The organism is Acinetobacter sp. NIPH 817 (assembly GCF_000368405.1).
GTDB lineage: Bacteria > Pseudomonadota > Gammaproteobacteria > Pseudomonadales > Moraxellaceae > Acinetobacter.
The window spans coordinates 2,332,869-2,345,818 of the sequence record NZ_KB849420.1; the positions used below are offsets into that span (position 1 = coordinate 2,332,869).

Below are 12,950 nucleotides of genomic sequence, written 5' to 3' on the forward strand. Positions count from 1 at the left end.
TTAGGGGCGTCGCCAAGTGGTAAGGCACCGGGTTTTGATCTCGGCATCCGTTGGTTCGAATCCAGCCGCCCCTGCCATCTATTTAATTACATACCAACCGCCAAGGGTGCTTCATGCCCAATCTTGTCGTTTTTAGTGGAAATGCTCATCCACAGTTCGCTCAAAAAGTCGTAAGTCACTTACATATCCCTCTAGGTGCTGCATCAGTCGGTCACTTTTCTGATGGAGAAATTTCAGTAGAAATTACTGAAAATGTTCGTGGTAAAGACGTATTTATCGTTCAGCCTACTTGTGCCCCTACCAATGATAACCTTATGGAAATCTTGGTTATGGCAGACGCTTTGCGTCGTGCAAGTGCTGGTCGTATTACCGCTGTTATCCCTTATTTTGGTTATGCTCGCCAAGACCGTCGTCCACGTTCTGCACGTGTACCGATTACAGCTAAAGTTGTTGCAGACATGCTTACCACTGTTGGTATTGATCGTGTCGTAATGATTGACTTACATGCTGACCAAATTCAGGGTTTCTTCGATATTCCAGTCGACAACATCTACGGTACTCCTGCTTTGCTTGCTGACTTACGTCAACAACAGCATGACAACCTTATGGTGGTTTCTCCTGACGTTGGTGGTGTAGTACGTGCTCGTGCCGTTGCCAAACAGATGGGTGACATCGATTTAGCAATTATTGACAAACGTCGTCAAAAAGCCAATGAGTCGCAAGTTATGCACTTAATTGGTGACGTTAAAGATCGTGATTGCGTTATCGTAGATGACATGGTTGATACTGCCGGTACATTGTGCAAAGCAGCTGATGCGCTTAAGCAATTTGGTGCACGCCGTGTAGTTGCATACGCAACTCATCCTGTACTTTCTGGCAAGGCTATTGAAAACTTACGTAATTCAGTTATTGATGAATTGGTTGTCACTGACACTATTCCTCTTTCTGAAGAAGCATTAACCTTGGGCAAAATCCGTCAGGTTTCTGTTGCTAGCATGGTTGCTGAAACGATTCGTCGTATTAATAACGAAGAATCTATCAGTGCGATGTTCGATAGTTTATAATACCGCAGCTTTTATGAACCCTGGCCTTGGCTGGGGTTTTCTATCACTAAACTGGTCGCAAGTTTAGTATATTTAAACTTTAATGAGGATTTACTCATGGCAAACTTCGTATTAAACGCTCAAGCGCGTGCTGAAGACAAACAAGGGAAAGGTGCGAGCCGCCGCCTTCGTCACGAAGCATTAATTCCAGCTATCATTTATGGTGGCAATGCTGAGCCTGTAGCTATTACTTTAGAACTTCGTGAGCTTGTAAAAGCTTTAGAAAACAATGCTTTCTTTGAAGAAGTTGTAGAAATCAAAGTGGGCGATAAAGTTGAAAACGTTAAAATCCAAGCGTTACAACGTCACCCATCTAAAAACACTCCTATGCACGCTGACTTTAAACGCGCATAAGTGTTGAAAGGCGTAGATTAGTGTCAAATATTTCGCTAATTGTTGGTTTGGGCAATCCTGGTTCAGAATATGCTCAAACCCGCCATAATGCAGGCTTTTGGTTCATTGAACAGCTTGCTAATAAATATGGCATTACATTAAAAAATGATCCGAAATTTCACGGAATTAGTGGACGTGGTAATATAGAAGGACACGATGTCCGTCTACTTCTACCTACTACATTTATGAACCGTTCTGGACAAAGTGTAGTTCCATTTGCAAAATTTTATCAAATTGCTCCCGAAGCAATTTTGATTGCTCACGATGAACTTGATATGAACCCTGGTGTAATTCGTCTTAAAACAGGCGGTGGACATGGTGGTCATAACGGTTTACGTGACATTGTCCCTCATATTGGTCCAAATTTTCATCGTTTACGTATTGGTATCGGACATCCTGGCTCAAAAGAAAGAGTTTCAGGTCACGTACTTGGAAAAGCACCAAGTAGTGAACAAAATCTGATGGATGCAGCAATTGATCATGCCCTTTCTAAAGTGAAACTACTTGTTCAAGGACAAGTTCCACAGGCCATGAATCAAATTAATGCATATAAACCCACTTAAATTGTTGAACAATCATGCTTGCTATCTTGCTTTTTTAGGAGCAAAATGCGCATCAGCCACTTTGCCAACCGCAAAAGCTAAAGATTTCACCATAAGATCTACATCTTAGGTCTACTCAGGAGACGCTAGCCATGCTATCTCGTTTATTAAAATGCAAAATTCACCGTGCAGTTGTAACCCATGCTGAACTTCACTATGAAGGTTCTTGTGCAATTGATGGCGTATTGATGGACTTAGCTGGTATTCGTGAATATGAAGAAATTCATGTTTGGAATGTAACCAATGGCAAACGCTTCACGACTTATGCGATTCGTGGTGAAGATAACTCTGGAATTATTTCAGTAAACGGCGGTGCTGCACATCAAGCAGACGTTGGTGATCTAGTCATTATTGCTACATTTGGTGATTTTACTGAAGCTGAAGCAAACATTCATAAACCACGTTTGGTCTATGCAAACCCAAATAATACAGTCAACCACACAGCGAATTGTATCCCTGTTCAAGTTGCCTAACTTCTTCTAAGAATAAAAAAGCCCGCATTGACGGGCTTTTATAATTTTATAAATCCTAAATCGTTCCTTTCCACCAGTTCTTTTGCTGTTTGCAGTTTAATGGTTGAAGCCCCTCTCCTCGCAAATCAAACAGAATCGCCTCTCCTTTTGTATTTACCTTAAATTCAGCATACTTTGCTTTCTGATAGCATTGAGCTAGACCTTCGGCAAACAAAAAACTTCGTGAAGCAGGATATAAAGCCTGTAAACGATTTTCAGGATTTTTTAAAATTAAACTTTGCCCAACAAATGAATTGTTATTATCCAAAATTGTACGAACTACTCGATTTTGTGAATCCAAAATAACTTTTGCTGGAACAGAAGGATGATTAAAAATTACCTGCTCTAGAGCCTCACTCTCACTTCCTGCAAGAGCTTTAAGAGACTGTAAATTTAACTCATAAGCCAGTGCCATATAGTCACCTTGTAAAATTGAACGCGGGTCGACTGGTCTAAGCTCAATAAAAATACTTTTACTATGATGCAAATGCCATTCGTTTTTTGCCACTAATCCTACAAAGATTAATATGGTGGTTAATGCAAGAATAAGAGAAAAATACTTTTTCATTCTTTCTCTCCTTCAACAAGACCATCTTTATTTTCACGATGAAGTAGCCATGACAGAGCCAAGAGAACAGCACCAGAAATAAAAATTGAGGCACTTTTGGCTAGAAAAGTTATTTGTAAGTTGTAGTAGAGCTGCCAGAACACTAAAACTAATACAGCCAAGCTAACTCCATAAACAATATAATCTTTCTTTTTTAATGCCCACGTTAAAATAATGAACAGGATAAAAATTTCAAAATAACCAAGTGTAATAAGCAATATGCCAAAAATTAAAAAAGCGAAAAAAGTGATTCCCTGAAGTTGTCTATATAAATGAAAAACACTAAAGCAAAGTAACCAAACACTAGGCAGAAAATATAGAACCCACCTATGTTGATCTATCGAATTTTCTGGAACAAGTCCCATAAAAGTATCGAAAAAAGAAGCGACTAGAATGATGACTAGCACACATAAAAAAATACTACGCTCATATAGAGCTAGTGACTTTCTCTTAGGTAAGAGCACCAAACTAAAAACAAAATAATTGAGCAAAGTTAAATTTAAATAGGTTTGAGTAGAATGTATTGACCACAACGAATGGTCTAGTTGTAGCAAATAGACAAAAGCGATGCCATATGTAGCAAGCATTTGAATTAAAATGAAGAACCAATGCGGTTTAAGAAAATAACTGATACATAGAATAAAAATCTGTGCAATTAAAACCCATAGAATTTGATCTGTTTCTGAACCAAGATGAAATAAGAAAGCAGTCTGTCCACTAATAAATAAACAATAAGCAAATTGTCGAAAGAAATAGCTTTGTGATTTCTTTAAAAGAATAAAAGCTAATCCAACAAAAATAATTCCAATGACTAAAGAAATGGCCTCCCAAAACACGAGTGTAAATGCTGCAAGTGCTAAACCAGCAAGCCAAGCACCAATTGCTAAAGGAATGACATAAAAACGGCTTTGGCGAAAAATTCTTATTAAGAAATAACTAATAAGTGCAAACCAAGTAAAAATAATGCCCGCAATCAGTAAAAAAATGAACTCATTAGAATCTTTAAATAAATGATTAATCCCATCTACAAGCCATATTGTTGCAGTCACGCCAAGAACAGCAGCCATTAAACTGGCACATAATTGATCATTTTTTTTGAAGAAATAATAAAAAGCGATTATTCCTAAAAAGAAAGCCGAGATCAGATAAGGAATGTTTGTATTCGATAAATATTGAATCATTCCAATGATTGAAATAACGGCTAACCAAGCGATAAAGACAAACCTTAAAGCACGATATTTCTTTATACATATCCAAAATTCTATAAGGCTTAATAAATTTAGAATGAATAGGTATAAATACGGAAATTTTTCTAACCAAAAAGTCTGCTTAAAAAATAAAAAAAGTGTAAGTTGGCTGGTAATACAAATTAAAGCGAAGATGCCAATATTCGGGCGGTATAACCACGGTAATAAAAGCAATGTCCAAATTAAAAAAAGCAAATAACTGTCTGCCCCAGTTTGATAAACTTGTCCAATTACAGCCAGACTTAGGCCTATCATCAAACCACAAACGCTATGTAAGGTCTGCCTAACCCCATCACTTAAAGTATCTTTTATGCTAAACCAAGCTGTGACAACTAATATAGCGGGCGGGATAGCGAGTTGAATACTGTCTGGAAGCATCAACCAGTTAGCAGCAATTAAGTACAGAATACTTACCGCCATAAATACATAACTGAAAATATGGAGATGCTGAATAAATGAGCTACTGGTAAGAGGGTAATCATCTCTTATCTGCATGAAACACCTATTTTATTTATAATTTTCTATAAAAAACATAGCATTCCATTTTCATATCAACAAGTAAGCTCTTGTTAAAAAGCCTAATTCTATTTATGAAAATACTTATTCATAAAGAAACTTAGCATTCTATAAAAGCATCTAGCCAATTTTATCAAGCGCGCTATAATAAAACCCATCGCTTCAGGGCGGGGTGTAATTCCCCACCGGTGGTAAAGTTAATTTTTATAAATAGATTAACAAGCCCACGAGCTTAAATTGTGTAATTTGAGCAGATTTGGTGAAACTCCAAAGCCGACGGTATAGTCCGGATGAAAGAAGACGACGAACTGGGATAAATCCGTTTTATGTCAGTGCCAGCCTGTTTTTACATCAGTCCTGAAATGTTCAACCGTATTTTTACGAGAGCGTTTCATTATGTCTAGCTTAATTCAACCAGAACTTTTTTTCTCAGCCCTCTCTCCTGCTGAACAACGTATTCAACAAGCATTAGAAGATATCCGTCAAGGCAAACCTGTCTTGGTTATGGATGACTTTGACCGCGAAAATGAAGCAGATTTAATTATTGCAGCCGAAACTTTAACAGTAGAAACAATGGCACGTATGATCCGTGATGGCTCGGGTATCGTATGCTTATGCCTTACAGAAGAGCTAGCAGACCACCTAGAACTACCACCAATGGTTTCTCAAAACTCCAGCCAGTTTCATACCGCTTTCACAGTAACCATTGAAGCAACTCAAGGTGTTACTACAGGTGTTTCTGCTAAAGACCGTGTTACTACCATTCAAACTGCAATTAAAGATGGTGCTGTCGCAAGTGATCTTAATCGTCCAGGTCACGTTTTCCCATTACGCGCACGTAATGGTGGCGTGCTTACTCGACGCGGTCATACTGAAGGAACAATTGATCTCGCAAGATTAGCCGGTTTAAAACCTGCTGGTGTGTTATGTGAATTGACTAACCCAGATGGCACTATGGCATCTGGCATTCAAGTTTTGGCTTATGCGCAAACTCATCACTTAACTGTGATTACCATTGAAGAACTTGTTCAATACCGCCAACAACATGGTGTTTAAATAAAAAAAGGTTTGGCTTTATATCAAAGCCAAACCTACAAATTAGAATTTAATAATATTTAAGAAACTTTCTTTTGTGCTGCTACTTCTTCAACATAGTCCAAGAGTTCAGAGAATTGATTAATCATTGCTTTTGGCTGTGCTTGAGCAAGCTCCTCTGCTGTTCCATAACCATAAGTCACAGCGACTGCCTCAATACCATTATGACGTGCACCTAAAACATCATATTGACGGTCACCTACCATTAAGCATTCTTCTGGGTTTAATTGCTCATGCTCAAGAATATAATGAATGAGTTCAGCTTTATTGGTGCGCTCACCTGTCAATTCACTGCCATAAATATGTACAAAATATTGGCTTAATTCAAAATGATCTAAAATTCTTTTCGCATAAATCGTTGGTTTAGCAGTGGCAACAAATAAACGATACCCTTCCTCTTTTAACGCTTTGAGTGTCTGTACAACAGAAGGATATACTTCATTTTCAAATAAACCAATCACCGAGAAACGCTCACGATAAGCAAGCAGAGCTTGTTCAGCTAACGCATCATCTTGAGTAGCTAATAATTTTGCGAGTGATGGCTTTAAAGGAGGGCCAATTGTCCAATCAATATCTAAATCGGCAGCCAATGGATAGCCTAATTTCTCCATTGCATAGCGAATTGAAGTATGGATTCCAACTTTTGGGTCTGTTAAGGTTCCATCTAAATCAATCAAAATATGTTTTATAGCCATTCAATCACTAACCCAGTAAAGTATTTAATTCAATTGGTCGAGAGTTTAATCAAACTCTCTTATACTAACGTAAATTTAAATTGAAAAGGAAATAACCGTGCGTCCAACCGTACTTTGTTTCTCGGGTTTAGACCCTTCAGGTGGTGCAGGTTTACAAGCCGATATCGAAGCAATTGGACAAAGTGGTGCCCATGCAGCAATTGCATGTACTGCCCTCACCATTCAGAACTCACAACAAGTATTTGGCTTCGAAGCAACCTCAAAAGAACTCTTATTAGCACAAGCAAATGCAGTTGTAGGTGACTTACCCATTAAATGTGTTAAGTCAGGCATGCTTGGCACGACAGATAATATTGCTGCATTAGCTGAATTTTTACGTGCTCATCCTGACTATCAATATGTACTTGATCCTGTTTTAGTCGCAAACAGTGGTGGCTCTTTAGGTGATCAAGCAACTCTCGTTAAAGCGTTCGTTGAACTTATCCCCCTAGCCACAATTATTACTCCAAATACCGTTGAATTACGTGCTCTAACAGGTATTACTGATTTAGATCAAGCCACTCAAAAGCTTTTTGAAATGGGTGCTAAAGCTGTTCTAGTGAAAGGTGGACACGAAGATACACCAGATCATATTAAAAATAGTTTATATATCGATGGTGAACTAGTAGCGAGTAGTAGCTGTCCTCGCCTTGAAGGTGAATATCACGGCTCAGGTTGTTCTTTAGCTAGCTTTATCGCTGGCCGTTTAGCTTTAGGTGATTCCTTAAAAATTGCAGTACAGCATGCTGAAACATGGTTATTCGGTGTTTTAAAAAATGCAGACACCCCTGTACCAAACGGACAAAAGATTCCAAAGCGTTTTTAAAAGCACAAAAAAGGCGCTTAAAGCGCCTTTTTTATTACCCTCAATTATTGAGGAATACGTAAAACCTGTCCAGGGAAGATCTCATCTGGATCTTTTAGCATTGGCTTATTTGCTTCAAAGATTTTTGGATACTGATTTGCATCACCGTACAACTCTTTCGCAATTTTTGAAAGATTGTCACCAGATTTCACTGTATAGAACTTACTTTCTGGTTCAGGAGTTGCAACAGTCATCTGGTCATCTACTTGCGCCACATGATCAATGTTTCCAACAATAAGAATAATTTTCTCTTTATCTGCTTGGCTTTTTACCTGCCCTTTAATAATTGCAGTATCTGTAGCACCATTATAGGTTACAGATAAGCCTTCTACCCCTAAGCCTAAACTTTTAATTAAACCTAATAATTTATTTGCAACTTCTTGTGCAGAAGGTTCTGCTGGTGTTGCCGGAGCTGGTTGTGGTTCTGCAGGAGCGGTATTTTTCTTACCAATACCTTTTACAAAATCAAAAAGACCCATCTTTTAGTCCTCATATTATTGTTTATAGTAAAGTCATTAAACTGACCTTTATTGTTATACTTCAAAAAAGTTATGCCTCTGCTATCAATTGAGGTTGATCTTGTAAAAATATGTATCTCTTAAATTTTTTCACAAATAAAAAAAGCCACCTTACGGTGGCCTTCTTTTATTCAGCAATATGCGAATTAACCAAGTTTTTTAGTTACATAGTCAATTGCAGATTGAACTGTAGTGATTTCGTTAGAATCTTCATCAGGGATAGTGATGTCGAAGTCATTTTCGAAAGACATTACAAGCTCAACTAAATCTAAAGAGTCAGCACCTAAGTCATCCATAAAAGATGCTTCGTTTTTAATCTCTTCAGCTTTAAGACCAAGTTGTTCTGCAACCGCTTGTTTAACGCGTAGTTCGATATCGCTCACAGGAATTCTCCTCATTGCTTGTGGCGTTTGATTTGCCACTAGTTTAATTGAATATAAAAATTTTTAAAAGTTTATACATCAGCCTTAGGCCATGTATAAACCACCATTTACATGTAATACCGTACCGGTAATGTAACCTGCTTTATCACTTGCAAGGAAACTCACCGCATTTGCGATATCTTGTGGCTCACCTAAGCGATTTAAAGCCACTTGATCACTCATTTTTTTGCGAATGTCTTCACTAAGTGCATCTGTCATTTCTGTTGCGATGAAACCTGGTGCCACACTGTTCACAGTGATTTGGCGGCTACCCATCTCTTTTGCAAGACTACGGCTAAATGCTTCAATACCTGCTTTTGCAGCAGAGTAGTTCGCTTGGCCTGGGTTTGCAAAGTGCGCAACAACAGAACTAATATTAATAATGCGGCCAAAGCGCGCTTTTGTCATACCTTTAAGCACACGTTTAGATAAACGATATACAGCTTTAAGGTGAATGTTGAGAATGTCATCCCAATCATCTTCTGACATGCGTAGCAATAGATTGTCTTTCGTGATACCCGCATTATTAACCAAAACAAGCACTGGGCCATAGTTCTGTTCAATATGAGAAACAACTGCTTCAATCTCATCGAGATTACGCACATCGAGAGCTAAACCTGCACCTTGCTCACCAAAGCTTTCACTTAACTTTTGTGCACCAGATTCAGATGTCGCAGTACCTACAACAAAATAACCGTCTTGAATAAGTTGCTGGGCAATTGCAGCGCCAATGCCCCGACTCGCGCCCGTTACTAATGCAACTTTGCGTTCTTGTGTCATGCAATTTTTCCTTCTGCCACTAAAACAGCATTTAGGGCATCTTCCATTTTACTCTTGCTATCAATCGCAAAAGCTTTTTCTATATTTGGTAAACGCTTCGCGAGATTACTCAATACTGTACCAGGGCCACACTCAACAACGTAGTGAATACCTTGGTCTTGTAAGAACTGCATCGTGTCTGTCCATTGTACAGATTGGTACAATTGAGCAGTCAACGCCTGACGCAATTGAGCAACATCGGTAGCTATTCCCGCGTTGACATTTTGTATTACAGGTATGGTAGGCAGCTCAATGGCAGTTTGTTCCAAAGCTTCTGCAAATTTTTCAGCAGCAGGCTTCATCAATGAACAATGCGAAGGAACTGACACAGGTAAAGCAATTGCCTTAGCAGATTGCTCTTTTGCCAAAGCCATTACTTGTTGTACAGATGCTGTACTTCCAGCAATTACGACTTGGCCTTGTGAATTATAGTTTGCAGCTTCTACTGAGCCTTCACCTGACGCACTCACAGTTTGGCAAAGTTCAACCACTTTTTCATCAGCCAAACCAAGGATTGCAGCCATAGCTCCTTCCCCTTGAGGAACAGCGCTTTGCATGAGTTTGCCACGCAAATTCACGAGTTTCACTGCATCTGCCAAGCTCATAGATCCTGCAGCAACCAAAGCGCTGTATTCACCTAGAGAATGTCCTGCAAGGTACTTAGGTGCCAGACCACCTAAATCAAGCCATACACGCCATAAAGCGATACTGGCAGTTAATAACACAGGTTGGGTATTTTCTGTTTGGTTGAGACCTTCACCACTTTGCGCGATATGCCACAGATCGAATCCAAGCGCATCTGAAGCTTCCGCAAAGGTTTGCCCAACCCCACTAAACTGTTCTGCTAGTTCAGCAAGCATACCGACTTTTTGTGAACCTTGACCTGGAAACACAAACGCAGTTTTTGTGGCTAAAGCTACTTGTTCAAGACGTTTAGCAGACATAAGAAATCCTTTTTTGGGTTTTCACTCATTTCTGGAGCGGAAATTTAACATGTTATTTATATTTTTATAATTGCGAAAAACAACAAAAAAAGGGAGCTTTCGCTCCCATTTTTTCTATACTTAAGCATCACGCTTAATGCATATCATACAATTATTCAGCATCAGCTGCTTTAGCGAATAATTGACGACCACGGTAGAAACCGTCTTTAGTCACGTGGTGACGACGATGAGTTTCACCAGTTGCTTGGTCTACTGTTAATGCATTCTCGGTTAAAGCGTCATGTGAACGGCGCATGTCACGGCGAGAGCGACTTTTACGGTTTTGCTGAACGGCCATGATGGCTCCTTACAAAGATCGAAAAAATGGATCAGAACAAATTCAGTTGTCTTATCTCACAATTATATCACAAATTATGAGTTAAGTTTACCCTTCAAACCTGCCAAAACATCAAACGGGTTATCCCGTTTTTCTTCAACAACATTTTGAATGGTAGGTTGATGTTTATTTTCACAAGCATCATGCTTGGGAGATAAAGGCATCAACAATAACAGTTCATCTTCTAGTAATGCGAGCAAGTTAATCGAGGCTGGCGTATCATAATCGCCTTTCGTCGAAGACTCACTTTCACCTAAAACGATGAAATCAGCATCCTCATCCAAGCGCTCTATCAGTGACTCATCATCCACTAATGCAATATGAAAGTCTAAGACAAGAGGCATTTCAACAGGTTCCAAACAACGTTGGCACTCCATTGGAACTATCGTGTCCATATGACCATCCATCCACACAATGCGATGATATGCATCCATTGATAGCTTACAGTCTATGTTGATCAATTGGTTATCAATTGATCCAACAGCTTCACGAGCGATACGAGCAAAGCGAGACAAGGGCAGTTGACCTGACCATGTAAAGCCTTGTTCAGCCCATTTAAACGGCTCAATCTGTGCCGGAAAGGTATTTGCTGACATAATTAAGGCGGCAATTCTACAAATTCATCGGTACTCTGTCAAAGATTAAGATACAATTTTGCACTTCTTTAGACAGAACTCGGGGTAAATTAAGCAATGCACCTGTTGCAGCCGCAACCTGAAGTTAACACTTCATTACTCGTTTGCACCCATTCAACCCATCAGAACACTCTTGTACCTGACATAGTGCAACTCTCACCATGGTCAAGCTCAAAATCGGAGTCTGAGCAAGTTGATTGGCTTATTTTACACTTTAATCACTGGTTTTCCCACCATAATGTGACATTAGTTCGTGGAGATTTTGAACCAGAATATTTCCCTGCAACAAATAAAGAACCTGCCAAGATTCAATTTGCCCATGGTTTCTTTAATAGTGCCTTGCATGAAATTAGTCATTGGTCTATTGCAGGTGAAAAAAGACGTCTATTACCAGATCTAGGATATTGGTACGCTCCCGATGGCCGTACGCAAGAACAGCAAAGTCTATTTGAACAAGTCGAAGTTAAGCCCCAGGCAATTGAATGGTTGTTTGCACAGTCTTTTGGTAGAAAATTTAGAGTCTCGCTTGATAACCTGACAGGTGATGGCGGAGATGGCAAAATATTTAAAGATAATGTCTATGCTCAAGTACAACGTTACTTTTCAGGTGAAGCCAAGTTGCCACGTGATGCAGCAGCATTTATTGGTTTTATTTGCCAATGTACACGTTCAGGCCTAGCATTACAATTAAATGAATTTAAACGTGAACTCCTTGATTAATTGACAAAAAAACCACGTTAATTACTTGCATAGGTTACTTAAAAAGCCTAATAATTATTTTAACACTGGCGTGATGGAGTCTCTAAAATATGATGCATTTACATGTACATCCTGAAAATCCACAGCAACGCCTTATTAGCCAAGCGGTTGAACGCATTCGTGCCGGAGATGTTGTGGTTTATCCTACCGATGCAGCCTACGCAATTGGGTGCCAAATCGGTAATAAAAATGCCATGGAACGTATTGCGCAGATTCGCGGTTTAGGACCTAAACATCAATATGCCATTATGTGCTGTGACTTATCAGATATTGCAACGTATGCAAAAGTTGATAATGCAACATATCGTTTATTGAAAGCGAATACCCCTGCTATAACGACATTCATTTTACCTGCAACAAGTGAAGTTCCTCGTAGGTTAATGCATCCTAAAAAGAAAACGATTGGCTTACGCATTCCAAGTAATCCAATTTGTCAGGCTTTATTACAAGAGCTTGGCGAACCTCTACTCACTAGTACATTAATTTTACCGGGCCAAGAAGACCCTCTAGATGATCCTTACGATATTGAAAATCAGCTAGATAAACGAATCGATGTATTTATTGATGGTGGTTTCGGTACTTTAACAAGCACAAGTATTGTCGACTTATCGGGTGAACATCCTGAAATTATCCGTCGTGGTATTGGCGATGTAAGTGCTTTTGAATAAGCACTTACAATTTTTACCAATAGTTTTAAAAAAAGTATTATCACTCAAAAAAATACTCTTTATTTATTTTGGATTTTTTTTACACTTTAGTCGTTAAGTAATTTATTAAAAGGCACAATTCATTTAGAATGATTT

General features: G+C 38.9%; 17 protein-coding genes, 1 tRNA gene and 1 riboswitch. Of the genes, 9 read left to right on the plus strand and 9 right to left on the minus strand.

Going from position 1 to position 12,950, the window contains the following annotated elements; all coding sequences use genetic code 11:
- Nucleotides 1-2: 2 nt before the first annotated feature.
- The 5 genes from F968_RS14650 (at nt 3) to panD (ending at nt 2,571) form a co-directional block, all read left to right on the plus strand.
- A tRNA-Gln gene (locus tag F968_RS14650) sits at nt 3-77 on the plus strand.
- Nucleotides 78-113: 36 nt separating this feature from the next.
- Complete coding sequence (locus F968_RS14655; RefSeq protein WP_002120445.1) at nt 114-1,064, plus strand: ribose-phosphate pyrophosphokinase; 951 nt, start codon at nt 114-116, stop codon at nt 1,062-1,064.
- Nucleotides 1,065-1,160: 96 nt separating this feature from the next.
- Nucleotides 1,161-1,457, plus strand: coding sequence for a 50S ribosomal protein L25 (gene rplY / locus F968_RS14660; protein ID WP_004794199.1), 297 nt, complete (start codon nt 1,161-1,163; stop codon nt 1,455-1,457).
- A 20-nt stretch (nt 1,458-1,477) separates the two neighbouring features.
- Complete coding sequence (gene pth / locus F968_RS14665; RefSeq protein WP_004794200.1) at nt 1,478-2,059, plus strand: aminoacyl-tRNA hydrolase; 582 nt, start codon at nt 1,478-1,480, stop codon at nt 2,057-2,059.
- Between the two features lie 131 nt (nt 2,060-2,190).
- Nucleotides 2,191-2,571, plus strand: a complete 381-nt coding sequence (gene panD / locus F968_RS14670) for an aspartate 1-decarboxylase (protein WP_002120296.1) — start codon at nt 2,191-2,193, stop codon at nt 2,569-2,571.
- A 55-nt stretch (nt 2,572-2,626) separates the two neighbouring features.
- Here panD and F968_RS14675 read toward each other — a convergent pair whose 3' ends face one another.
- Nucleotides 2,627-3,178, minus strand: coding sequence for a GDYXXLXY domain-containing protein (locus F968_RS14675; RefSeq protein ID WP_004794201.1), 552 nt, complete (start codon nt 3,176-3,178; stop codon nt 2,627-2,629).
- Nucleotides 3,175-4,959 carry a DUF2157 domain-containing protein gene (locus F968_RS14680; protein WP_004794202.1) on the minus strand — a complete coding sequence of 595 codons (1,785 nt, stop codon included), beginning with the start codon at nt 4,957-4,959 and terminating at the stop codon, nt 3,175-3,177. The genes F968_RS14675 and F968_RS14680 overlap by 4 nt, the downstream gene beginning before the upstream one ends.
- 176 nt (nt 4,960-5,135) lie before the next feature.
- Nucleotides 5,136-5,286: riboswitch (FMN riboswitch) on the plus strand.
- A gap of 90 nt (nt 5,287-5,376) precedes the next feature.
- Between F968_RS14680 and ribB the strand changes: the two genes are divergently transcribed.
- Nucleotides 5,377-6,036, plus strand: coding sequence for a 3,4-dihydroxy-2-butanone-4-phosphate synthase (gene ribB / locus F968_RS14685; RefSeq protein ID WP_004794203.1), 660 nt, complete (start codon nt 5,377-5,379; stop codon nt 6,034-6,036).
- A gap of 59 nt (nt 6,037-6,095) precedes the next feature.
- Here the strand turns inward: ribB and F968_RS14690 are convergent, their stop codons facing one another.
- Nucleotides 6,096-6,770, minus strand: coding sequence for an HAD-IA family hydrolase (locus F968_RS14690; RefSeq protein ID WP_004794206.1), 675 nt, complete (start codon nt 6,768-6,770; stop codon nt 6,096-6,098).
- Between the two features lie 97 nt (nt 6,771-6,867).
- On the opposite strand from F968_RS14690, the gene F968_RS14695 reads away from it, so the two are divergent.
- The gene (locus F968_RS14695; protein ID WP_004794208.1) at nt 6,868-7,635 is read left to right on the plus strand and encodes a hydroxymethylpyrimidine/phosphomethylpyrimidine kinase; all 768 of its coding nucleotides are present in this window, start codon (nt 6,868-6,870) and stop codon (nt 7,633-7,635) included.
- Nucleotides 7,636-7,679: 44 nt separating this feature from the next.
- Here the strand turns inward: F968_RS14695 and lysM are convergent, their stop codons facing one another.
- The 6 genes from lysM to F968_RS14725 all read right to left on the minus strand — a co-directional run bounded on the left by lysM (nt 7,680) and on the right by F968_RS14725 (nt 11,349).
- Nucleotides 7,680-8,153, minus strand: a complete 474-nt coding sequence (gene lysM / locus F968_RS14700) for a peptidoglycan-binding protein LysM (protein WP_004794210.1) — start codon at nt 8,151-8,153, stop codon at nt 7,680-7,682.
- A gap of 185 nt (nt 8,154-8,338) precedes the next feature.
- Nucleotides 8,339-8,575 (minus strand): acyl carrier protein, encoded by a 237-nt coding sequence (gene acpP, locus F968_RS14705; RefSeq protein ID WP_004641570.1) that lies wholly within the window; start codon nt 8,573-8,575, stop codon nt 8,339-8,341.
- Between the two features lie 84 nt (nt 8,576-8,659).
- The gene (gene fabG / locus F968_RS14710; RefSeq protein ID WP_004794212.1) at nt 8,660-9,394 is read right to left on the minus strand and encodes a 3-oxoacyl-ACP reductase FabG; all 735 of its coding nucleotides are present in this window, start codon (nt 9,392-9,394) and stop codon (nt 8,660-8,662) included.
- Nucleotides 9,391-10,377, minus strand: a complete 987-nt coding sequence (gene fabD, locus F968_RS14715; RefSeq protein WP_004794214.1) for an ACP S-malonyltransferase — start codon at nt 10,375-10,377, stop codon at nt 9,391-9,393. The genes fabG and fabD overlap by 4 nt, the downstream gene beginning before the upstream one ends.
- A gap of 151 nt (nt 10,378-10,528) precedes the next feature.
- Nucleotides 10,529-10,714 (minus strand): 50S ribosomal protein L32, encoded by a 186-nt coding sequence (gene rpmF, locus F968_RS14720; RefSeq protein ID WP_000290730.1) that lies wholly within the window; start codon nt 10,712-10,714, stop codon nt 10,529-10,531.
- Between the two features lie 74 nt (nt 10,715-10,788).
- Nucleotides 10,789-11,349 carry a YceD family protein gene (locus tag F968_RS14725; protein WP_004794216.1) on the minus strand — a complete coding sequence of 187 codons (561 nt, stop codon included), beginning with the start codon at nt 11,347-11,349 and terminating at the stop codon, nt 10,789-10,791.
- 96 nt (nt 11,350-11,445) lie between these two features.
- Here F968_RS14725 and F968_RS14730 point away from each other — a divergent pair, with 96 nt between their 5' ends.
- Together F968_RS14730 and F968_RS14735 are read left to right on the plus strand one after the other, a co-directional pair.
- Nucleotides 11,446-12,108 carry an elongation factor P hydroxylase gene (locus tag F968_RS14730; protein ID WP_004794218.1) on the plus strand — a complete coding sequence of 221 codons (663 nt, stop codon included), beginning with the start codon at nt 11,446-11,448 and terminating at the stop codon, nt 12,106-12,108.
- Nucleotides 12,109-12,197: 89 nt separating this feature from the next.
- Nucleotides 12,198-12,815 (plus strand): L-threonylcarbamoyladenylate synthase, encoded by a 618-nt coding sequence (locus F968_RS14735; RefSeq protein WP_004794219.1) that lies wholly within the window; start codon nt 12,198-12,200, stop codon nt 12,813-12,815.
- Nucleotides 12,816-12,950 lie beyond the last annotated feature (135 nt).